The 20,543-nt window shown below is 64.7% G+C and carries 20 protein-coding genes; 9 read left to right on the top strand and 11 right to left on the bottom strand.

All coding sequences use genetic code 11. The features are described 5' to 3' along the window. Positions 1–8: 8 nt before the first annotated feature. From IVB18_RS34555 to IVB18_RS34525, 7 genes are all read right to left on the bottom strand, one after another. Positions 9–347, bottom strand: a complete 339-nt coding sequence (locus IVB18_RS34555) for a hypothetical protein (protein ID WP_247984772.1) — start codon at positions 345–347, stop codon at positions 9–11. Beyond that, the gene (locus tag IVB18_RS34550; RefSeq protein WP_247984771.1) at positions 325–1,425 is read right to left on the bottom strand and encodes a hypothetical protein; all 1,101 of its coding nucleotides are present in this window, start codon (positions 1,423–1,425) and stop codon (positions 325–327) included. Before IVB18_RS34550 ends, IVB18_RS34555 begins: the two co-directional genes overlap by 23 nt. After that, entirely contained in the window at positions 1,418–1,837 is a 420-nt protein-coding gene (locus IVB18_RS34545; protein ID WP_247984770.1) for a hypothetical protein, read from the bottom strand. The genes IVB18_RS34550 and IVB18_RS34545 overlap by 8 nt, the downstream gene beginning before the upstream one ends. A gap of 34 nt (positions 1,838–1,871) precedes the next feature. Beyond that, complete coding sequence (locus IVB18_RS34540) at positions 1,872–2,840, bottom strand: alpha/beta hydrolase (RefSeq protein WP_247984769.1); 969 nt, start codon at positions 2,838–2,840, stop codon at positions 1,872–1,874. Positions 2,841–2,967: 127 nt separating this feature from the next. Beyond that, complete coding sequence (locus tag IVB18_RS34535) at positions 2,968–3,318, bottom strand: addiction module antidote protein (RefSeq protein ID WP_247984768.1); 351 nt, start codon at positions 3,316–3,318, stop codon at positions 2,968–2,970. Next, on the bottom strand, positions 3,318–3,608 hold the full coding sequence (locus tag IVB18_RS34530) for a type II toxin-antitoxin system RelE/ParE family toxin (RefSeq protein ID WP_247984767.1): 291 nt from the start codon (positions 3,606–3,608) through the stop codon (positions 3,318–3,320). Before IVB18_RS34530 ends, IVB18_RS34535 begins: the two co-directional genes overlap by 1 nt. A gap of 103 nt (positions 3,609–3,711) precedes the next feature. Beyond that, the gene (locus IVB18_RS34525) at positions 3,712–5,109 is read right to left on the bottom strand and encodes a TolC family outer membrane protein (protein WP_247984766.1); all 1,398 of its coding nucleotides are present in this window, start codon (positions 5,107–5,109) and stop codon (positions 3,712–3,714) included. 266 nt (positions 5,110–5,375) lie between these two features. Here IVB18_RS34525 and IVB18_RS34520 point away from each other — a divergent pair, with 266 nt between their 5' ends. After that, on the top strand, positions 5,376–7,250 hold the full coding sequence (locus IVB18_RS34520; RefSeq protein ID WP_247991799.1) for an acetyl-CoA hydrolase/transferase C-terminal domain-containing protein: 1,875 nt from the start codon (positions 5,376–5,378) through the stop codon (positions 7,248–7,250). Positions 7,251–7,254: 4 nt separating this feature from the next. On the opposite strand, the gene IVB18_RS34515 is transcribed toward IVB18_RS34520, so the two are convergent. Together IVB18_RS34515 and IVB18_RS34510 are read right to left on the bottom strand one after the other, a co-directional pair. Further along, positions 7,255–8,034 (bottom strand): enoyl-CoA hydratase, encoded by a 780-nt coding sequence (locus IVB18_RS34515; RefSeq protein ID WP_247984765.1) that lies wholly within the window; start codon positions 8,032–8,034, stop codon positions 7,255–7,257. 113 nt (positions 8,035–8,147) lie between these two features. Further along, positions 8,148–8,804 carry a hypothetical protein gene (locus tag IVB18_RS34510; RefSeq protein ID WP_247984764.1) on the bottom strand — a complete coding sequence of 219 codons (657 nt, stop codon included), beginning with the start codon at positions 8,802–8,804 and terminating at the stop codon, positions 8,148–8,150. 287 nt (positions 8,805–9,091) lie between these two features. Between IVB18_RS34510 and IVB18_RS34505 the strand changes: the two genes are divergently transcribed. The 5 genes from IVB18_RS34505 (at position 9,092) to paoC (ending at position 14,347) form a co-directional block, all read left to right on the top strand. Next, on the top strand, positions 9,092–9,637 hold the full coding sequence (locus IVB18_RS34505; RefSeq protein ID WP_247984763.1) for a sigma-70 family RNA polymerase sigma factor: 546 nt from the start codon (positions 9,092–9,094) through the stop codon (positions 9,635–9,637). A gap of 2 nt (positions 9,638–9,639) precedes the next feature. Next, the gene (locus IVB18_RS34500) at positions 9,640–10,278 is read left to right on the top strand and encodes a DUF1109 domain-containing protein (protein WP_247984762.1); all 639 of its coding nucleotides are present in this window, start codon (positions 9,640–9,642) and stop codon (positions 10,276–10,278) included. A gap of 251 nt (positions 10,279–10,529) precedes the next feature. Beyond that, positions 10,530–11,192 (top strand): aldehyde dehydrogenase iron-sulfur subunit PaoA, encoded by a 663-nt coding sequence (gene paoA / locus IVB18_RS34495; protein WP_247984761.1) that lies wholly within the window; start codon positions 10,530–10,532, stop codon positions 11,190–11,192. Further along, the gene (locus tag IVB18_RS34490; RefSeq protein WP_247984760.1) at positions 11,189–12,139 is read left to right on the top strand and encodes a xanthine dehydrogenase family protein subunit M; all 951 of its coding nucleotides are present in this window, start codon (positions 11,189–11,191) and stop codon (positions 12,137–12,139) included. Before paoA ends, IVB18_RS34490 begins: the two co-directional genes overlap by 4 nt. Positions 12,140–12,142: 3 nt before the next feature. Beyond that, the gene (gene paoC, locus IVB18_RS34485) at positions 12,143–14,347 is read left to right on the top strand and encodes an aldehyde oxidoreductase molybdenum-binding subunit PaoC (RefSeq protein ID WP_247984759.1); all 2,205 of its coding nucleotides are present in this window, start codon (positions 12,143–12,145) and stop codon (positions 14,345–14,347) included. 19 nt (positions 14,348–14,366) lie between these two features. On the opposite strand, the gene IVB18_RS34480 is transcribed toward paoC, so the two are convergent. Next, positions 14,367–15,470: a DUF2336 domain-containing protein gene (locus IVB18_RS34480; RefSeq protein WP_247984758.1), complete on the bottom strand. Its 1,104-nt coding sequence runs from the start codon at positions 15,468–15,470 to the stop codon at positions 14,367–14,369. Positions 15,471–15,533: 63 nt separating this feature from the next. Continuing rightward, positions 15,534–16,691 (bottom strand): GGDEF domain-containing protein, encoded by a 1,158-nt coding sequence (locus IVB18_RS34475; protein ID WP_247984757.1) that lies wholly within the window; start codon positions 16,689–16,691, stop codon positions 15,534–15,536. A 429-nt stretch (positions 16,692–17,120) separates the two neighbouring features. On the opposite strand from IVB18_RS34475, the gene IVB18_RS34470 reads away from it, so the two are divergent. Genes IVB18_RS34470 through IVB18_RS34460 form a run of 3 tightly spaced genes read left to right on the top strand, consistent with a single transcriptional unit; the run spans position 17,121 to position 20,104 of the window. Continuing rightward, the gene (locus tag IVB18_RS34470) at positions 17,121–17,690 is read left to right on the top strand and encodes a sigma-70 family RNA polymerase sigma factor (RefSeq protein WP_247984756.1); all 570 of its coding nucleotides are present in this window, start codon (positions 17,121–17,123) and stop codon (positions 17,688–17,690) included. Then, positions 17,687–18,382, top strand: coding sequence for a hypothetical protein (locus tag IVB18_RS34465; protein WP_247984755.1), 696 nt, complete (start codon positions 17,687–17,689; stop codon positions 18,380–18,382). The genes IVB18_RS34470 and IVB18_RS34465 overlap by 4 nt, the downstream gene beginning before the upstream one ends. Before the next feature lie 15 nt (positions 18,383–18,397). Beyond that, positions 18,398–20,104, top strand: coding sequence for a S8 family serine peptidase (locus IVB18_RS34460; protein ID WP_247984754.1), 1,707 nt, complete (start codon positions 18,398–18,400; stop codon positions 20,102–20,104). The last annotated feature ends 439 nt before the right edge of the window (positions 20,105–20,543 follow it).

Here is a 20,543-nt window from a genome sequence, read left to right as displayed (position 1 = left end):
CGCGCGCGTCAGCTTCGCTTCGGCGCGAGCCCGTTGCAGCCCCCGGCCTGCTCGGCGTCGAGCACGAGCAGGGCACCCGCCGTATAGAGGCGGGTGACGAAATTCGCGGCATTAGAGCGGGCGATCGTAACGTAAGCGCTTGAGGTAAGCACGCGGCCGTCAGCCTTGGCGATCGCCGCGATCGCTTGCGCCTGCGGGCCGATCACTGCTAGCGAGCGGCCCGGCGTCGTTCCGAAGGTGAGGGCAACGACAAGCGCAAGCCAGCCGGCGACAACCAGCGTGACCGCAATCGCGATCCTGCCGAGCGGGCGCAGTCTCCTCCGGCTAGTAGTCGTAGAAGTGCTCAAGGCTCACACCCTTGGCCGTCAACGCGCGCTTGATCTCGACCAGCCGGTCGATCCTAGCCTTGAGGCCCGCGCGGCGGAAGCCCGGCTTGGCATCGAGATCGAGCGAAAAAAGTTCCGTGGTATCCGTAATGTCGAGCTTCGCGTCGTTCGGTGCGATCACCGTGATGAGGATGTCGTGATTGCCGGCGATCTCCGCCAGGTGGTACCCGCTATCCAGCAGCTTGTTCAGGGTCTCCGTCAGTGCCTTGTAGCGCGGCGCCTGCACCAGCTGCCAGCCCGACGACAACGCACGAACCGGTGTGATGCGCGGCTCGGCGGCCAGCACGCTGGGCGGCAGCGTCTCGACCACGAACATGATGTCGCGCGGCTCGTCGTCATTGGCAGCATCGAGCGCCTTCTGAATCGCGCGCGCATAGCCGATCTTGAGGAAATATTCGGTGCCAAGCGCGAAGTCGCGCTCCCAGCTGCGCAACCGGCTTGGCGTCGGCGCCGGGATCGCCTCAAGCCCGTCGAGCTTCTCGCGGAACGGATATTTGAACCAGGGGATGGTGTAGAGGAACGCGGCGTAGTCCTGGAGCACCGCGCGGGCATATTCGTCCTGTGGCGTCAGCCTGTCGCCCCGGATCCATTCGAAGACGCGGCCGACCGTGTTCTCGTAAAATCCCTTGATCGCGTACTCGGTGGAGTAGCTGATGCCGATGACGTAGATCATCATCTTCACGTCGAAGCGAGATTCCGTCGCCGGCGGCATGGCGCGGTTGATGGTGCAGAAGCTGCGCCAGAAGCCGAGGATGTGGCGGAGATACCCGAACTGGCTTTCGCTGGAATGATCCAGGAAGCGGCCTAAGTCCTCGAACGAATAGACGATGTACCACTCCGGGAAGGTGAAATAGGTGTTGTCCAGGCGCCGGCGATAACCGTTCTCCGTGATTGGCGGCAGCTCAACGGCCGCCGTTGCGGATGATTCCGCTTGCGAGGCGGGCTGGCAGGTCCCTTCGATATAGGCGATCGGTGCCAGGATCGCGACAGCGATCAGTGCGATTAGCGCGAGGACGATGCGGCGCAGGCGCTTAAGCATGGGCCGGGCGCGTGAGTGGCGCAAGCAGGTGGCCGATCAGGATGGCGACGCCGCCCAAGCCCAGATGCGGCGCATTGGCGAAGATGCGCGTCGCGAGCGGCAGGTTCAGCACGCCGTTGATGAGGATGCCGAAATCGAGATAGCCACTTCCGGTGAGGAGGCCGAGCACGCCATCGGCGAAATAGAACACGCCGAAGAGCTGAAAGAACAGTTCGGAGGCGCGACGTGAGGTCAGCGCGGCGGTCAGCGCCCACAGCGCGGAGACCAGATGCAGTCCGTCGGCATACCAAGTGCGGCGGAACAGGCCGAAGATCATGTCGTTCTGGTCGATGAAGGCGGGGATGTAACCGGTCAGGATCACGAATCCGAGCAGCGCAGCATAGCCAAGGGCGCAAAATCTGATGATGTCCATGGTCTCTCCGGTGGAGTCTCGAATCTTGCCGAGATTAGAATGTTGCAAGCGTCTTGAGCAGGGCGTCGTTGAAGGTTTTGGGATCCTCGATCTGCGGAATGTGGCCGAGCCCGGGTAGCAGGGTTAAGTGCGCCTGTGGCAGCAAGACGTTCAAATCGCGCGCCTGTTCGAGCGGCGTCACCGTATCCAGCTCGCCCCAGAGGATGGCGACGGGTCGTTTCAGGCGTGCATAGGCGCTGCGGTCCGCGCTTTGGGCGGCGCGATCCGAGCCCGCGAAATAATACAGCCAGTCGGCGATGTCGGACGTGCTGTTCTGCCGGGAGAGGGGGCGCTGGAGGATCTCGACATATTCGGGCAGTGCGCGCTCTTTCTTCGCGATCAGCGACGTCAGCAGCATCTTCGTCGCCAGCGGATTGGTGACGGTGAGCGACACCAGCACTTCGCGCAGCCATTTCGGATGCAGCAGCGCCGGCGCATCCGACGGCGTGGCCGTCAACCCCAGCGCGGCATCGACCAGCACGAGGGCGCGGGCTCGGTCCGGGAAGCGCAGCACAAGCTCGGTTGCAGCTCCTGCGCCGAAGGAATGGCCGACGATGACGGCCGGCGACGCGTTGAGCCGGACCAGCACGTCGTTGACGCGTTCGGCCTGGTCCTGTCGCCTGTAGCTGCCCGGCCGATCCGAGAAGCCGAACGGCGGCAGATCGAGTGCGATGACGTGATAGCCGGCGCCTGCGAGCGCATCGGTGGTCGCCCTCCACAACTCGCTCCAGGTCGCGGTGCCGTGGAACAGCACGACGGGAGTGCCTGTCGCGGGTCCCTTCTCCTGCACGAACACGTCGCCGGAGCGCGTTGCAATCCAGTGCCCCGTCGACGGTGCGAGAGCGTCGCGGCTTGCCGTCTCGCGAACGGCCGCAGCAACCCGAAATGCCGCAATTGCGGCGACGACCAGCAACAAAACCACAAGGCACAACTTGGCTGCGCCGCGAAGAATTTTGGATGTCAAATGGCCCTCGGGCAAAATCGATGATGAGAATCGACTGCTACTCTAGCCAAGGTAGAGCGAGCGGCCATCGTAAAATGCGAGGCCGCGGTTAACGGTTCATGCGCCGAGGTCTGCGGGGGGGGCCTGCTCACGCAACTCGACGCCGCTTTGACGTCCGCCCGCTCGCCGCAGGCTGCGCTGAAAGTGTCAGGCCGAGCGCTCCAACGATACGCATCACCGTACCAAACTCCGGATTTCCGGTCTCTCCGAGCGCCTTGTACAGACTTTCGCGGTTCAAGCCGGCCTTCTTCGCGATCCCGCTCATGCCGCGTGCACGCGCGACGAGACCGAGCGCGTCACGCACGAAATCTGCATCGCCGGTCTCCAGTGCGGCCGCTATATAGGCGGCTTGACGCTCTTCGGTGTTGAGATAGTCGGCGGCATCAAATCGCGTCGTCTTGGATACCGTTTTGGCCGCTGTCTTCGCCACTCTTGGCATCACACTGTCTCCGCCAGCTTCTGGGCTTGCTCGATGTCTTGCTGTTGTGTGCGCTTGTCGCCGCCACACAACAGGATCACGATCCGGGCTCCACGCCGCACATAGTAGATCCGGTAGCCCGGCCCATAATCGACGCGCATTTCTCGGACATTGCGGCCGACGCTCTTGCTGTCGCCGGCATTGCCCATCGCCATGCGGCGAATGCGGACCGTGATGCGTGCGGCTGCGTTGGCGTCCTTCAGGCGGTTCAGCCACTCCGAAAAATGCTCGGTTTGCCTCACCTCGATCATGAGGAGTAACTGTAGTCCATGGGCGACAGAACGTCAATCACACTGCTGATCGCGAGGCGATCAGCAGTCAAGGGAAGCCGGAGCGCTTGAATATCGGGAGCGATCACTGCCCCGACGGCGTGCGCAGGCCGTGCCAGGCGTCGCGGACTTGCTGGTAGTGAACCTCGGGCAAATAGTCCGGCGTGTTCAGGCTCAGCGTCTTGACGTCGAGGTGTCCGATGGCGCTGAGCAGCGTGTAGGACGCGATCACGCGGTCGCGGTTCGCGCCGATCAGGCGGGCCTTGGCCTGGATCAGGTCTGCCTGCGAGTTCAGCACGTCGACCGTCGTACGCTGTCCGCCCGCCGCCTCGCGCTGCACGCCCTGGAGCGCGACGGTCGCCGCCTTCACTTCGGACTCCGAGGCCGAGACAGCAATCCTGGCGCCCTCATTGGTCACCCAGGCGCTGACCGCTGCCGTGCGCGCCCGGTTGCGCACCTGATCGAGCACGAGCCGGCTCTGCGCCGTGATTTCCTTGGCCTGCCGTGTTTGCGCAGCGGCCTGGCCGCCATCATAGATCGGCGCGGTAACGTTGGCGACGATCGAGGCCTGATCTTCGGCGAAGGTGCCGAGCGTCGGGTCGTTGTTGCGGCTGCGGCTGGCGCTGCCCTGAATGCTCGCGCTCGGCAGCAGCGTGCCTTCGGCGACGCGGATGTTGGTGGAGGCGACATCGACGTCGAAGCCCGCGGCCATCACCGCTGGATGCTCGCGGATTGCCATCGTCATCGCGTCCTCGCGGCTCCTCGGCAGATAGCGATCGACGACCTCGGCGGCTCGAAGCTGCGACGGCGCATTGCCGATCACCTGCGCGTAGGTCGCCTGGCTCACCGCCAGCGCGACTTCTGCGGCGTTGAGATCGGCGAGCCCACGGTTGAGCCGTGCCTCGGCCTGTGCGCTGTCGGTCGGCGTGACATCGCCGGCGTTGAGGCGGCGCTGGGTGACGGCGAGCGTCTCGCGCAGGAACGCGACGTTGGAGCGCTGGGCCTCGACCAGCGATTGGTTGGCCAGCACGTTGGTGTAGGCGGTGACCGCGTCAAGCAGCACGCCTTGGCCGACATTGCGCAGCGCCTCGCGGCCCGACTGCACCTGGAGTTCCGCCATCCGTACGCTGTTGGCGGTGCGGAAGCCGTTGAACAGGGTCTGTGTCACGGTGACGCCGATGATCCACGGTTTCAGATTCGCGGTCTGGATGGTGTTGTCGGGCAGCAGATTGCGCACCGATTGCAGGCCGGCGCTCAGGCTCGCCACGATCTGCGGCCGGTAGCCGGCAAGCGCCTGCGGCACGCTCTCGTCGGTGGCGCGCTGCCGCGCACGTTCCGCATTGAGCTGCGGATTGGTCTGGTAGGCCTTGGCCAGCGCCTCGGGCAGGGCTTCCGCCCATGCAGCCGCGGGCAGGGCGCAAGAGAGCGCCAGCGCGGTCCATGTCGCGAACACAGGACCTACGCCCGATCGATGCCGCGTCATCACGCGACCAGCTCTGGCGGCACGCCCAATCATGTAATCCCGCAAAATCCCGGCTGTCCGCCCCCACCGACGGCCGCCCTCTTAACTGTTTAACCAGCGCCGGTCCCGCAGGCAAACTGCCGCGGGGATAACCCCCATGAAATCCGTGCTTGTTGCAGGTGCGTCACACACCAATCCCATCCTGGATGCGCTATAGGGATCCTTAGGGACCCTTGGCGGATTCCAATCCGTCAGGTGCCTGTAATGCGGTCCGGATCCCACGGATGATGGCGAAATTCCTCTCCGACCCCGATGTGCTCGCGGAGGTGATCATTCGCGATGTCGGGACCGATTTGGTGGTTGGTCTGCCACTCGGCCTCGGCAAGGCCAATCACGTGGTCAACGCCCTCTATGCGCGGGCCTGTGCCGATCCTGACATCAAGCTGACACTGCTGTCGGCCCTGACGTTGGAAAAGCCGAGACCGAAGGGGCAGATCGAGCATCGGTTCATCGCGCCTGTGATCGACCGGCTGTTCGGCGGCTATCCCGATCTTGCCTATGCCGACGCGCTGCGCGAGGGCCGGCTGCCGCCCAACATCAATGTCGTCGAATTCTTCTTCCTTGCGGGCCGCTGGCTGCACGTGCCGGCCGCGCAGCAGAACTACGTCTCTGCCAACTACACGCACGCCGCGAGCAATCTGCTGGCGCGCGGGCTCAACGTGGTGACGCAACTGGTGGCCAAGCGCATCGTCGACGGTGTGCCGCGCTACAGCCTGTCCTGCAATACCGACACGACGCTGGATGTGCTGCGTGAGCGCCGCGCCGGACGTGCGTCATTCAAGCTGATCGGGCAGGTGAATTCCGAACTGCCGTTCATGCCGGGCGCGGGCGACCTTCCCGCTGATGAGTTCAGCGCCGTGCTGGAGAGTCCTGCGACCGACTTCCCCCTCTTTGCGCCGCCGTCGGAGCCGATCTCCGACGCTAAATACGCGATCGGGCTGAATGCGGCATCGCTGGTACGCGATGGTGGCACCCTTCAAATCGGTATCGGGCAGGTCGGCGATGCGCTGGCGCAGGGCCTGATCCTGCGCCATCGCGACAGCGGAGCTTTTCATGATCTCGTAACTCGGCTGTCACCTGCGCGACCGGCTGTTGCGCAGGAATCCGACGCCTTCGATACGGGCCTCTATGGCGTCAGCGAAATGCTGACCGAAGCCTTCGTCGGTCTGATCGATGCCGGGATTCTCAAGCGCGCCGTCGACGGCGTGGTGCTGCACGGCGCCTTCTTCCTCGGTCCAAAAGCTTTCTATCGCGCGCTGCGCGAGATGCCGCCGGACCAAATCGCGCGCATCCAGATGATGCCGGTGTCGTTCACCAATGAGCTTTATGGCGAGGAGGAGCAGAAGCGCCGCGCCCGCATCGATGCGCGCTTCATCAACAACACGATGATGGCGACGCTTCTAGGCGCGGCCGTCTCCGACGGCCTCGACGACGGGCAGGTGGTGAGCGGCGTCGGCGGACAGTACAATTTTGTGGCACAGGCTTTTGCGTTGGAGGGCGCGCGGTCGGTCCTGGCGCTCGAGGCGACGCGGCAAGCCGGCCGTGCGCTCAAATCCAACATTCTCTGGCGCTACGGGCACGAGACCATCCCGCGGCATCTGCGCGATGTCTTTGTCACCGAGTACGGCGTCGCCGATCTCAGGGGAAAGTCGGATGCCAACGTGATCGCGGCGATGCTCGCGATCGCCGACTCGCGCTTCCAGGACGAGCTGGCGCGGGTTGCCAAGGATGCCGGCAAATTGCCGCGCGGCTATGAGATACCGGCGGCCCATCGCGAAAACCATCCCGAGCGGATTGCGAATGCGATCAAGCCCGCGCGCGATGCGGGACTGCTGCCGCCGTTTCCGTTCGGCTCCGACTTCACCGATGTGGAACAGCGCCTCATTCCTGCGTTGCAGATCCTGCAAGGCGCGCAGCGCTCGCTGCGGACGCTTGCGAGCCTGCTGTGGCAGGGGCTGATACGAACCCCCGACGAGGCCGACGAGGCATGTCTCGCACGCCTCGGCCTCGATCGCCCCAAGACCTATAGCCCGAAGACTTGGCCGGAGCGCGGCTATCGTGCGCTCGTCAGCGCGGCCCTCGCGCAGAGCCACGCGGCGTAGCCGCTTACCGGTTCTTGTTCACCGGCTTGCGCTTCTCGATGAACGCCGCCATGCCTTCGGAGCGGTCTTCGAGCGCGAAGGTCGAGTGGAATAGGTTGCGCTCGACGCTCATGCCCTCGGCAAGCGTGGTCTCGAAGGCGCGGTTCACCGCTTCCTTGGCCATGGCTACCGCGGGCCGCGACATCGCCGCGATCGTCTCGGCCGCCGCCATCACCTCGTCCATCAGCTTGTCAGCGGGCACGATGCGGCTGACCAGGCCGCTTCGCTCGGCTTCGGCCGCGTCCATCATGCGGCCGGTGAGGCAAAGGTCCATCGCTTTGGACTTGCCGATCGCGCGCGTCAGGCGCTGGGTGCCGCCGATGCCCGGGATGGTGCCGAGCGTGATCTCGGGCTGGCCGAATTTGGCGGTGTCCGCGGCGATGATGAAATCGCACATCATCGCGAGCTCGCAGCCGCCGCCGAGCGCATAGCCCGCGACCGCGGCGATGGTCGGCTTGCGGCAGCGCGCGACACGGTCGCCGCCGATCGCGGCAAAATCCTCGGAGAACATGTCGATGAAGCCCTTCGGCTGCATCTCCTTGATGTCGGCCCCGGCGGCAAAGGCCTTCTCGCTGCCGGTCACCACGATGCAGCCGATGGCGTCATCGGCCTCGAGATCGTCGACGGCGGCCGCGATCTCGCGAAAGACGCCGAAAGAGAGCGCATTGAGCATCTTCGGCCGGTTCAGCTTGACGATGCCGACCGCGCCTTTGCTCTCGACGATGATGTGTTCGAACGTGCTCATGTTTCACCCACGCATCCTGATTGAGCGAGCAATCTGCCCGCTGGCGCGGTGGGCTTCAAGAGGGCCAAACGCCCCGCTGGACGCGCGAGCCGCGCGCCCTGCGGAACTCGCCGTCAGGCCATGAACATGCGCGCGGCGGACGCCAGCGTCAGCAGCGTGCCGACGCCGATGAAGATCTTGCCGATCAGGGAGCTCTGGTCCCAGGCCGAGTTCTGGCTGCTCGCCATCACCGGCGCCGGCCGCGGCTGCGCGTCGGTTGCGGCAATGACCGCCTTCTGCGCCGGCGGGTTGTCCTGTTGCAGGGCGCGGTCGATATCGTTGAGCTGGTCGGGCGCCACCACCTGGTTCTCGGCGCCGGGGGCGGCGGTATTATCGGCCGCTGCCTGTACATTGTCGCTGGCGCGGCTGCTCATCGCGGAAGCTGCCGCCGCGGTCGGCGTGTCGGCGGCGAGCTGCGCATTGGCGTTGGCGACTTCCGGCGGCATCTGGTTCGAGGCCGGCACGTCATTATTGGTCTTTGCCTCGTCGGTCTTTGCCGGGGCGTCCTTCTTATCGGCCTTGTCGTCGGATTTCTGCGCCGTCTTGCTACTGGTGCGGCGATGAGAATCTTGGCGACGCTGTTTGCCGGATTTGACCGATTCTGGCTGATTGCTCGCGCCGTCCGTTTTGGAGCTTGCGGTCGAGCTTGGCGCCGCCTGTGCAGCGCCCCCTAACAGCACGAATACTGCGGCCAGAAGAAGCAATGCCGCACGCCTGCTGGCTTTCAACATGTTGACGATCTCCCCGATTGCGCCATCCCTGGAGCGAACAGAGACCCCGGTGCATGACGACAGCGGGGCAAAAAATGGGAATCTTCGGGCCAGACCGGGCAAAAACGGGGCAAACCAGAGGTGCTCCCAGCCACCGGATGCGAGTCGAACCGATCGGTGTTATGAGCCTCCCGGGCTTTACGGCCGGATCGGATCGTTCGGGTCGCGCCATCATCACGACTTCGTGATCTCCGGAGTGGCGGCGTAACAAATTGAAAGAGCGGCCGAATTGCCGTGTAGGAGCGCGCGTGCGCGGACGTGAGGACGAGTGGACCGGCCTGATGCGGTCGGCCATGTCAGGGGATGATGCGGCGTATCATCGCCTGTTGAAGGCTGTCACACCTGTGCTGCGCGCTGCCGCGAGGCGCGGCCTGGCGCGGGCCGGCCAGCCTCCCGATCAGGCCGAGGATATCGTGCAGGAGATTCTGTTGGCGGTGCATCTGAAGCGGCACACCTGGGACAGCGAAGCGCCCTTCGCGCCCTGGCTGTTTGCGATCGCCCGCAACAAGCTGATCGATGCGCTGCGGCGGCGGGGCAGGCGAATCTTCGTCAACATCGACGATTTCGCCGAGACCCTGCCGGGCGAGGCGCCGCAGGAGACGGCCTCGGCGGGCGAGGTGGCAGGACACCTCAACACGCTGCCTCAGCGCCAGCGCGACGTGTTGCAGTCGATCGCGGTCGATAGCGCCTCGATCAAGGACACGGCGACAAAATTTTCGATGAGTGAAGGCGCGGTGCGGGTCGCGCTGCATCGCGGACTTTCGGCTCTCACCGCCAAACTGCGGGATCACTAGTCATGGATACCGATCAACTCATTCGCACGCTCGCGGCAGACGGTGCTCACCGCGCCCCGCGGGTCGGCGCCGTGCTGACCATGGCGCTGCTGGTCGCCGCACCCTTGTCGATCCTGATCTTCGCGACGTTCCTGGGCGTGCGTCACGACGTGATGACAGCGATGCACAACCCGTTCTTCGACATGAAGTTCGCGGTCACGCTGTCGCTTGCGATCCCCGCGATCATCGTCAGCCTGCATCTGTCGCGGCCCGAAGCCCTTTTGCGCGGCTGGGGTTGGTTGCTGCTGCTCCCCATGGGGCTGCTCGCGGTTGCGATCGGTGGCGAGATGATGATGGCGCCGGCGATGCCGATGACGATGCGGATGGTCGGCAAGAACTCCAGGGTGTGCCTGTTTGCGATCCCGGCGATGTCGCTGCCGCTGCTTGCGGGCGCGCTGTTTGGTCTGCGCCACGGCGCGCCGTCGCGCCCCGCGCTCGCAGGCGCGCTTGCAGGTCTGGTGTCGGCCGGGCTCGCCGCGACGCTCTACGCCTCGCACTGCACCGACGACTCGCCGCTGTTCGTCGCGACCTGGTACACGCTCGCGACCGCGCTGGTGACCGCGATCGGCGCGCTGGTGGGGTCGAAAGTGCTGCGCTACTGAGCCTGCCGCCCGTTGAGGCATGTGCCTATAAAGCGTCTCCGTGCCGGTGCACTCCGCAATTTGGCGCAACGTCCGGATCCGCGACGTCGGTCCTCCACATGCACGCCGATGCAGCTCCATTCATGAATGGCGGACATAGGTTCATGCCATTGTGAAGGGCTAATCCAGCTCACGCCTGGAAACTAACCTCGGTTGGAAGACTTCTAGCCAGAGCGTCGTTGACGCTGCTGTAGCGAGGGATATGCCCAACCATGCGAAAACCCAGCGCGTTCGAAATGTCGCGGCGGAACCTTCTGCTCGGAACCGCGACGTCCGTCGTGATCGGCGCAACGTCCGGGGTCGCCGAGGCCCAGAATTCTGCCGTGGAGCCTCTGACCGCTGCGACCGCGGCGGAAACACCCGCGATGGCGACGGTGTCCTTCAACGTCAACGGCGAGGTCCGCGCTCTGAAGCTGGACACCCGGACGACTCTCCTCGACGCGCTGCGCGAACATCTCCGTCTCACCGGCACCAAGAAGGGCTGCGACCACGGTCAATGCGGTGCCTGCACCGTGATCGTCGGCGGGCAGCGCATCAACTCATGTCTGACGCTCGCGATCATGCATGAGGGCGACAACGTGACGACGATCGAGGGGCTCGGTACGCCGGAGCACATGCATCCAATGCAGACCGCCTTCGTCAAGCACGATGGCTTTCAGTGCGGCTATTGCACGCCGGGACAGATCTGCTCGGCCGTTGCCGTGCTCGAAGAGATCAAGGCCGGAATTCCAAGTCACGTCACCGGCGACCTGAATGCGGCCCCGCAATTGACGAATGCCGAACTGCGCGAGCGCATGAGCGGCAACATCTGCCGTTGCGGCGCTTATTCCAACATCGCTGAGGCGATCACCGAAGTTGCCGGGAGGCCCGCATGAAGTCCTTTACCTATGAAAAGGCGCATTCGCCCGCAGCGGCGGCATCAGCTGCCGTCAGGACCGGCAACGCGAAATTCATTGCCGGCGGCACCAATCTGCTTGACCTGATGAAGCTTGAAATCGAGACGCCGGCTCATCTGATCGACGTCAACGGCCTCGCTTTCGACAAGATCGAACCGACGCCCGAGGGTGGCTTGCGGATCGGCGCACTGGTGCGCAATACGACCTTGGCTGCCGATGAGCGGGTCCGGCGTGATTATAGCCTGCTGTCGCGGGCGCTGCTTGCCGGCGCGTCCGGCCAACTGCGCAACAAGGCGACCACGGCCGGCAATCTGCTGCAAAGGACGCGCTGCCCGTATTTCTATGACACCAACCAGCCGTGCAACAAGCGCACCCCCGGCAGCGGCTGCGCCGCCATCGGCGGCGTGACCCGCCAGCATGCGGTGATCGGCTCCAGCGACGCCTGCATCGCGACGCACCCGAGCGATATGGCGATCGCCATGCGCGCCCTCGACGCGACCGTCCAGACGGTTCGTCCGGACGGCTCCACACGAAATATCCCGATCGCCGATCTCCACCGTCTGCCGGGAGACACGCCGCACATCGAGACGACGCTTGCGGCCGGCGAGTTGATCACGTCCGTGACGCTTCCGAAGCCCATTGGCGGAACGCACATTTACCGGAAGGTCCGTGATCGCGCCTCCTATGCGTTCGCGTTGATTTCGATCGGGGCGATCATCCAGCGCGACGGAACAGGACGGGTGGCCGTCGGAGGAATCGCTCACAAGCCATGGCGGGTCGAGGCGGCGGAAGCCGAGATGCCACGCGGCGCCAAGTCCGTCGCCGCACGTCTGTTCGATGGTGCCAAGCCGACCCGGGACAACGCATTCAAGCTGGCGTTGGTCGAGCGCACGCTCGCCGCCGTGCTCACCGAAGCGAAGGGTTGAGCCATGAAGTTCGATACGCCTGCGACCACGAATCCGATCGACCAGCTCAAGATCATCGGACATGCGACGAGCCGGATCGACGGTCCTCTCAAGACGACGGGGAGGGCAACCTACGCCTATGAGTGGCACGACGTCGCCTCGCGCCCTGCCTACGGCTACATTGTAGGTTCTGCCATCGCCAAGGGCCGGATCGCATCGATCGATCTGTCCCGCGCCAAGGCCTCGCCGGGCGTCGTCTCAATCGTGACCGCAGAAAATGCCGGCAAGCTCGGCAAGGGCACCTACAACACGGCGAAGCTGCTCGGCGGCCCCGACATCGACCATTATCACCAGGCCGTCGCGGTCGTCGTTGCCGAAACCTTTGAACGGGCCCGCGCCGCGGCGCAGCTCGTCAAGGTCGATTACACCGCGGCGAAGGGTTCGTTCGACCTGTTGGCCGGACGCGACAGCGCTGCCAGGCCTGCCGGCCGTGGCGACAGCCAGCCGGACACAAGTGTTGGTGACTTTTCCGGCGCATTCGCGGCCGCGCCGATGCAACTCGATGCGACCTACACCACGCCGGATCAAGCCCATGCGATGATGGAGCCGCACGCATCGATGGCGGCATGGGATGGAGACAAGCTAACGCTCTGGACCTCCAACCAGATGATCGCCTGGACCACCGGCGACGTCGCCAAGACGCTCGGTTTGCCGAAAGAAAACGTTCGCCTCATTTCGCCCTTCATCGGAGGGGGGTTTGGCGGAAAACTGTTTCTCCGTTCAGACGCGATCCTCGCAGCGTTAGGTGCCCGTGCTGCCAACCGCCCGGTCAAGGTCGCAATGCAGCGACCCCTGATGTTCAACAACACGACGCATCGCCCCGCGACGATCCAGCGAATTCGTATCGGCGCGACCCGGGACGGCAATATCACCGCAATCGGACACGAGAGCTGGTCGGGCAATTTGCCGGAAGGCAGGCCGGAGACGGCGGTGCAGCAAACCCGTCTGCTCTATGCCGGCGAGAACCGGATGACGGCGCTGCGCCTGGCCATGCTGGATCTCCCCGAGGGCAACGCCATGCGTGCGCCCGGCGAGGCGCCTGGCATGATGGCGCTGGAGATCGCCATGGACGAACTGGCGGAGCGGTTGAATCTCGATCCCATCGAATTCCGCGCGCGCAACGACACCCAGGTCGATCCCGAACATCCGAACCGTCCTTTCTCGCAGCGTCAGCTTGTCGCGTGCATGAAGCTCGGCGCGGAACGCTTCGGCTGGAGCGCGCGAAATGCCGAGCCCGGCAAGCGGCGAGACGGCCGCTGGCTGGTGGGCATCGGCATGGCCGCCGCGTTCCGCAACAACCTCTTGATGAAGTCGGGGGCGCGCGTCCGTCTCGACAGACGTGGGGTCGTGACCGTCGAAACCGATATGACCGACATCGGAACCGGCAGCTACACGATCATCGCCCAGACCGCAGCGGAGATGATGGGGGTGCCGCTTGAGAGGGTCGTCGTACGTCTCGGCGACTCCAGTTTCCCGGTATCCTCAGGCTCCGGCGGGCAGTTCGGTGCAAACAATTCGACCTCGGGCGTCTATGCCGCCTGCGTCAAGCTGCGTCAGGCGGTGGCGCAAAAGCTCGGCTTCAACTCCGCTGACGTGGCTTTCTCGGATGGACAGGTGTCCTCGGGCAACCGAAGCGTTCCGTTGGGACAGGCGGCGTCGGACAGCGAACTCACGGCGGAGGATTCGATCGAGTACGGCGATCTCGCCAAAACCCATCAGCAATCGACGTTCGGCGCACATTTCGTCGAGCTCGGCGTCGACGCAGCGACGGCGGAGATCCGGGTCCGCCGCATGCTCGCCGTCTGTGCCGCAGGTCGTGTCCTCAACCCGAAGACTGCGCGCAGCCAGGTGATCGGCGCAATGACAATGGGTGTCGGCGCGGCGCTCATGGAAGAGCTGGCGGTGGACAAGCGCACCGGCTTCTTCGTCAATCATGATCTCGCCGGCTACGAAGTTCCGGTTCATGCCGACATTCCGCACCAAGAGACCATCTTCCTGGACGAAACGGACCCGATGTCCTCGCCGATGAAGGCCAAGGGGATCGGTGAGCTCGGGCTGTGCGGAGTCGCCGCGGCGTTGGCCAACGCCATCTACAACGCAACCGGCATACGGGTACGAGATTACCCGATCACGCTCGACAAGCTGCTGCATCGCATGCCCGAAGCCTGACGTTGACGGCAGCCGCTCCTTAGGCCGCCGGCGTCGCGCTCTGCTGCATGCGATGGAAGCGGAGCACCTGCTGCGCGGTCGAGCCGCGCAGCGCCTCGTAGGCATCGCGCAGCGTCAGCATGTCCGTCTGCGAGCCGCCGGATAGTTTTTCGCGCATGGCGATGATGGCGCGAACGCTTGGCCACGACATGCCCGCGACCTTGGCGAGGATCATCACGCCCTCGGTGCAGCTCTCGATCATCATGTTCTCGGCGGTCTCGACCGAGACGCCGGCGAGCGCGGCGAGCCCTGCGTTGGTCTCGTCGAACTTGCCCTGCTCGGCGAAAGTCGTGACCTGGAATTCGTTGAGCCGGCCGTCGTCGTGCAGCGACTTCACCAGCGCCCGCGCCATCTCGGTCTGCCTGGTCATGGCGGCTGCGCGGACCCGCTGGGCGGCTTCCTGGACCACGCTCGACACTTCGTCGGCCAGCCCCGGATTGGCGGCTTCGAGCTTTTTGCGCACACTGAGCGATGCCTTTGCAACAAGCCTCAGGTAGTGATGGCGCGGCAGGTCGGGCCGCAGGCCGATGCAGGTGGCGAGGTCGTCGTCGCGTTCGGCGCGCGTGACGAGATCGGTGAAACTCCCCTCGGAGAGCTGCGCGCCCGGGTTCGTGACAGTCGATTGCACCACGTCTTCGTTGCCGCGCGTCACCAGCACGTCGGTCAGTGCCTCGGAGAGCACCCGCCGCAGCGAGATGGCCTTGAGATGCGCCTGGCCTCTGCTGTGCGCGATCTCGATCAGGGTCGCCTCGTCCAGCCGTTCCGACTTCGACAGCACGGGGCCGGCGACCTCGATGATCTCGTCGAGCGCGAGCGTGCGGATGATCCCGGGAGGCGCGGCTGCGATCGGCGCCAGCCGGTCGGCGAGCAACGCCCTGGCCGACGTCTCGATCTGCCCGATCAGGCACTGGAACACGTCGTCGAACAGCCGCATATGGTCGTCGGAATAGTCCACCGAATTGTAGACGAAGAGATCGGTGACGCGGCGCAGCGTCTCGACCCGGCGCGCAACGGTGCCGTGCGAGAGCGCCGCCTGCAATTCGTCGAGCAGGTTTTCGGATGGCTTGGCGGATTTGGATCTCATAGCCCTGTCCTGGAGCGTTCGGTGCGGCGGCGGCTTCTGCGCGGCCGGAAGAAAATGGATCGGTCAGCTCGTTGCAATGCGGTTGCGCCCTTGCGCCTTGGCGGAATAGAGCGCGCTGTCGGCGCGCGCGAGAAACGTGTCGGCAGTATCGTTGTCGCGCAGCGTCACGACGCCCGCAGAAATCGTCACGCGCATGCCGGGGGAGAATGCGCTCCAGTCGAGATCGGCGACTATGCCGCGCAGCCGATCGAGCATGCGGGCGGCGGCGTCGCCTTGCGTTCCCGGCAGCAGCAGTAAAAATTCCTCGCCGCCGTAGCGGCCAAAACGATCAGCCGGGCGGATGTTGGCGAAAATCGTGATCGCGAAGGTGCGCAGCACCTCGTCGCCGACCGGGTGACCGTGGGCGTCGTTGATGCGCTTGAACCAGTCGAGATCGATCAGCGCGATCGCGCAAGGCGTGGCCGTCTGCCGCGACTGTTCGATCTCGGTGTCGAGGTTCCGCATGATGCAGCGGCGGTTGTAGGAGCCGGTGAGTTCGTCGAGCTCGGCGAGCTCCTCGATGCGCCGGTAGGCATCCTTCAGTTCGATGCTGCGGCGATATAGCACCTTGCGTAGGGTGGCGCCGAACAGGCCGAGAAAGGCGCACTGGCCGATCACCAGCACGAAGCACAGCATCGCGGCGGTTCGCTCGAGCCGGGTCGTGACCGGAAGTCCGACCGGCAGGTCCGAGACCAGGAAGACGAATGCGAGCCCGCAGGTTGCGAGGCCCCAGGTGACCATCGCCTGGCTCGAGGTCATGCGTAGCGTGCCGAACGCAAAGATCAGGAACAGTACGGCGATGAAGGCGATCCCGATGGTCGGCGCCGAGATCAGGAAGACGAACTGCAGCGCCATATGCGCCGAGATCTGGAACACGGTGAGATAGTGATCGCTGTGGCGGTCGCCGACGCCGGCTTCCGACAGCACTGTGAACGCGCCGATGATCAGGAGGCCGCCGAACCAGAACAGCGCGGGAACTGCCATCGCAATCGTGCCGTCATGGGCGTACAGCAGCAGAACCGACGCGCCGAGCGAGTAGCTCACGACCTGGCCGGCATACATCTGGCGGCGTTGCCGCATACGGCGCGCGCGCATCTCCGGCATCGTCGCGTCGGAGGTCAACGCGAGATCCGCGACTTCTGCGGCATTCCGGTCCGGGAGGGACGTCGCGGCCGTGCTCATGGTCTCGCCATTGGTGGATGTCGGTCCAAAAATCTACGTCGCAAGCCTTTAGGTTTGGTATCCTCGGCCGGCGAATCCGGGCTTGCTGCACCGGCAAATGGCCTTGATCCGACACGGAAATTAGCGAGCGATTAGGGATCGTCGGCGATCGGGCCGCAGGGCCTTTCAGGATGCGTTGCACAAGGCTGTGGTATGGACCGAGGCTTGGTAAGCTCGCAGGAACTTGCGGGGTCTTCCGCGGGAAAGTATTTCGGTATTATGTTACCAATATGGATAAGAGCTATTCCGGCATCCTGGATGGCTTCAGGAAAGTGTACCGATGTGGGGTAGATCACACAGGTCCCCGCATGAATGCGGTAGGTTGAAGATTCTTGCGCCTCCCGTCGAACCGTCGGCCGTTTCGGCCCGACCAACCTTGCGAGACGGCCTTTGAGCGTGACACAGGCGGCTTCGGACGAGGTCCTGATCGCCCGGATCGCTCAAGGCGACCGGCTTGCCATGCAGGTGCTGTACGGGCGGCACCATGTCAGGGTGTATCGGTTCGGCCTCAGGCTCGTTCGGGACGAGCAGGCGGCAGAAGATCTCATCAGTGAGGTGTTTCTCGACGTCTGGCGTCAGGCCGGCAAGTTCGAGGGCCGATCCGCCGTTTCCACCTGGCTGCTGGCAATCACCCGATTCAAGGCCCTGTCTGCGCTTCGGCGCAGGAAGGACTTTGCGTTGGACGAAGAAGCCGCCAACGCGATCGAGGATACGTCCGACGATCCGGAAACGGTGGTGCAGAAGAAGGATACCAGTGAAGCGTTGCGGGAGTGTCTGACGGGCCTCTCGCCGGACCATCGGGAAATCGTCGATCTCGTCTACTACCACGAGAAGTCCGTGGAAGAAGTGGCCGAAATCGTCGGGATACCGGAGAACACTGTGAAGACGCGCCTGTTCTATGCGCGCAAGAAACTGGCCGAACTGCTGAAGGCAGCCGGCGTTGAGCGAGGCTGGCCATGATGGCGTTGAGCAAGAAGATACTGGAGCAAGAGCCCAGTGAAATCGAGATGCTGCTGCCGTGGCACGCCGCGGGCACGCTGAACGCGCGCGATGCCCGCCGCGTCGAGGAGGCGCTGGCCCGTGATCCGGAGCTCGCCAGGCAATATGCCGCGATCCGCGGCGAGTACGAAGAGACCATCCATCTGAACGAGAGCCTCGGTGCTCCGTCTGTGCGCGCGATGCAAAAGCTGTTCGCCGCGATCGACGCCGAGCCTGCGCGGGCAACCAGCGCGCTGCCGCTGTCGGCGCGCATCTCGACGTTCTTCGCGAGCCTGTCGCCGCGCGCGCTGGCCTGGTCGGCGAGCCTCGGCGCCATCGCGCTGCTGCTCCAGGCCGGTGTCATCGGCGCCGTGCTGATGAAGAAGCAGACCGCAACCTTCCAGACCGCCTCGCTCTCGACCAGCGCCCCGATCACGCGCGAACTCGGAGCTGCCGGCGCGCCGGCGCGCGCGCTGGTGCGCTTTACGCCCGAGGCGCGGGTGGCCGACATCACCTCGCTGCTCGACAGCTACCAGGCCTCGATCATCGACGGTGCCAAGGGCGGCATGTTCCGCCTCCAGTTTGACAAGGCGATGAGCCAGGACGAGCTCGCCTCGCTGCTCGGCAAGATGCAGCGCGAAAAGTTCGTCAACCTCGCTGTCGCGGCGCCGTAAGGCGCCTCTCGACCGATGACACGCAAGTCCGAGAGTGGAGCAAGAGCCGGGGTCTACGCTTCGTCGGTCGGAGCCGCGCTCCTGCTCGCCGCCTGTCTCGGCGTCGAGGTCGCGCATGCGCAGGCGATCATGCGCACGCCCACGATCAGCGTCCCATCGCGCATGCCGACCATCTCTCCGAGCGTTGCCGCGCGCGTCAGCCCGGGTGTGGCCGCGAGGGTCGTGAGCGTCGACCGCGGGCCGCGCACGATCACGACCGCGCGGATCTCGGGGCGGATGACGCCGACGCCGGTACTGCCCTATGCGCGCTACTCGCCGAACCTCTATCCGGCCTGCACCGCGCCCTACCGTGACGCCGACGGCGAATGCCTGGCGCAGCCTAATGCAGGCGGCGGCGGCTCCGGCAAGTCCGGTAAAAACAGCGCCGGCAATGGCCGCCGCAACAACACGCCGGTTGCCGCCAACCTGCGGACTTTCGCCAACGAATTCGTCGCTGAGATCGACAGCGCGCTGTCGGTGACAGACGCCGACGAGCTGGCGCGGCGGCACGGCCTGACGCGCGTCTCATCCGAGAATTTTCCGCTGATCGGGGCCACGATCGGCCTGTTCCGCATCACCGATGGCCGGCCCTCCGAGACCGTGCGGCGCGAATTGGCCGCCGACGGCAGCGTGCGCTCGCTCCAGCCGAACTTCCGCTATGTGCTCCAGGACCAGAGGTCGCCCGTGCCGATCGAGGGCGATCCTGCGCAATATGTGCTGGCAAGGCTGCGTCTGCCGCAGGCTCACACGCTGGTGCACGGCGCCAATGTCACGGTCGCGGTGATCGATTCCGGGATCGACGGCAGGCACCCTGAACTGGCCAATTCCATCGCCGACAATTTCGACGCGCTCGGCAGCACCGAGGGCCCGCATATCCACGGCACCGGCATTGCCGGCGCCATCGTCGCGCATGCGCGGCTGATGGGCAGCGCGCCGGAGGCGCGCATCATCGCCATCCGCGCCTTCGGCGGCACCACGGGCGGTGCCGAGAGCTCCTCCTACATCATCCTGCGCTCGCTCAACTACGCCGCCGAGCACGGCGCGCAGATCGTCAATATGAGCTTTGCCGGTCCGAAGGATGCCGTGATCGAGCGCGCCATCGCGGCGACCGCCGCGCGCGGCCTGGTGTTGATTGCGGCCGCCGGCAATGCGGGGGCGAAGTCGCCGCCGCTCTATCCCGCCGCCAATCCCAATGTGATCGCGGTCAGCGCCACCGACCAGCAGGACAAGCTGTTCACCGCGTCCAACCGCGGCAACTACATCGCGCTTGCCGCGCCCGGCGTCGACATCTTCCTGCCGGCGCCGGACGGCAAATATCAGATAACGTCGGGCACCTCGTTCGCGGCCGCCTATGTCTCCGGCGTCGCGGCGCTGCTGCTGGAGCGCAACTACGCGCTGAAGCCGGAAGCGCTGCGCATGACGCTTGCGAAGACCGCGCGCGACCTTGGCTCACCCGGCCGTGATGATCTCTTCGGCGATGGTGAAGCCGACGCTTTTGCCGCGGTCATGGCTGTTCCCCTCGATAGCGCGACGCCGATTGCCGCCGCGTCCGGTACAACAAAACGTGAAGATGTCCAGAAGAGTCGCGACGAGCCTGGCATCCGCGCAATAGAGCAACCCTCGCTGTCGAGCGCGGACGATAAATCCACGATTTCTCAGACGGATAGGCCGGCGACGCGATAGCGGCTGAGTCAAAGATGCACGCGCCGAGAAGGTCAAAAAATCGAACGCCGCATTGAACGTTCAGCCTCGCTGCCACGACCAAATTATGTGGGAGCGGTTATCCCTCCCCATCAGTCATATTAGGCGCGAGCGCCCATCCACCCCAAGCGCCCATATGGCTCGACCCGTCCGGTTGTCCCCCCGGACGGGTCTTTTTCTTTTGGGGCATCCAATTCCTTGAAGCGCCGCATGACATCAGCTTCTGGTTGAAGGCTCGCGACTGCGCTCATTGCCACCGCTCGGCCGGCGAGTCGCAGGCGCGCTATGCTTGTGCGAGGCTTGACTCGAAAACCCCTTAAAACTCCGCACGACTACGGAGTTTGACGACGAACGCCGTGTCGTTGCTGGACAAGTCAAAACTTTTCCACAAAATATTCATGTCGCTTCTAAATTGATTCGT

Source organism: Bradyrhizobium sp. 186 (assembly GCF_023101685.1).
Lineage (GTDB): Bacteria > Pseudomonadota > Alphaproteobacteria > Rhizobiales > Xanthobacteraceae > Bradyrhizobium.
The sequence above is the reverse complement of the archived record's forward strand: the minus strand, read 5'-3'. Positions and strand labels throughout refer to the sequence as shown.

Coding starts and splice junctions, on each gene's coding strand:
- IVB18_RS34550 (WP_247984771.1), bottom strand. CDS start 1,425: ATGCTTAAGCGCCTGCGCCGCATCGTCCTCGCGCTAATCGCACTGATC.
- IVB18_RS34530 (WP_247984767.1), bottom strand. CDS start 3,608: ATGATCGAGGTGAGGCAAACCGAGCATTTTTCGGAGTGGCTGAACCGC.
- IVB18_RS34490 (WP_247984760.1), top strand. CDS start 11,189: ATGAAGTCCTTTACCTATGAAAAGGCGCATTCGCCCGCAGCGGCGGCA.
- IVB18_RS34475 (WP_247984757.1), bottom strand. CDS start 16,691: ATGAGCACGGCCGCGACGTCCCTCCCGGACCGGAATGCCGCAGAAGTC.
- IVB18_RS34520 (WP_247991799.1), top strand. CDS start 5,376: ATGGCGAAATTCCTCTCCGACCCCGATGTGCTCGCGGAGGTGATCATT.
- IVB18_RS34460 (WP_247984754.1), top strand. CDS start 18,398: ATGACACGCAAGTCCGAGAGTGGAGCAAGAGCCGGGGTCTACGCTTCG.
- IVB18_RS34510 (WP_247984764.1), bottom strand. CDS start 8,804: ATGTTGAAAGCCAGCAGGCGTGCGGCATTGCTTCTTCTGGCCGCAGTA.
- IVB18_RS34515 (WP_247984765.1), bottom strand. CDS start 8,034: ATGAGCACGTTCGAACACATCATCGTCGAGAGCAAAGGCGCGGTCGGC.
- IVB18_RS34535 (WP_247984768.1), bottom strand. CDS start 3,318: ATGCCAAGAGTGGCGAAGACAGCGGCCAAAACGGTATCCAAGACGACG.
- IVB18_RS34480 (WP_247984758.1), bottom strand. CDS start 15,470: ATGAGATCCAAATCCGCCAAGCCATCCGAAAACCTGCTCGACGAATTG.
- paoC (WP_247984759.1), top strand. CDS start 12,143: ATGAAGTTCGATACGCCTGCGACCACGAATCCGATCGACCAGCTCAAG.
- IVB18_RS34545 (WP_247984770.1), bottom strand. CDS start 1,837: ATGGACATCATCAGATTTTGCGCCCTTGGCTATGCTGCGCTGCTCGGA.
- IVB18_RS34525 (WP_247984766.1), bottom strand. CDS start 5,109: ATGACGCGGCATCGATCGGGCGTAGGTCCTGTGTTCGCGACATGGACC.
- IVB18_RS34465 (WP_247984755.1), top strand. CDS start 17,687: ATGATGGCGTTGAGCAAGAAGATACTGGAGCAAGAGCCCAGTGAAATC.
- paoA (WP_247984761.1), top strand. CDS start 10,530: ATGCGAAAACCCAGCGCGTTCGAAATGTCGCGGCGGAACCTTCTGCTC.
- IVB18_RS34500 (WP_247984762.1), top strand. CDS start 9,640: ATGGATACCGATCAACTCATTCGCACGCTCGCGGCAGACGGTGCTCAC.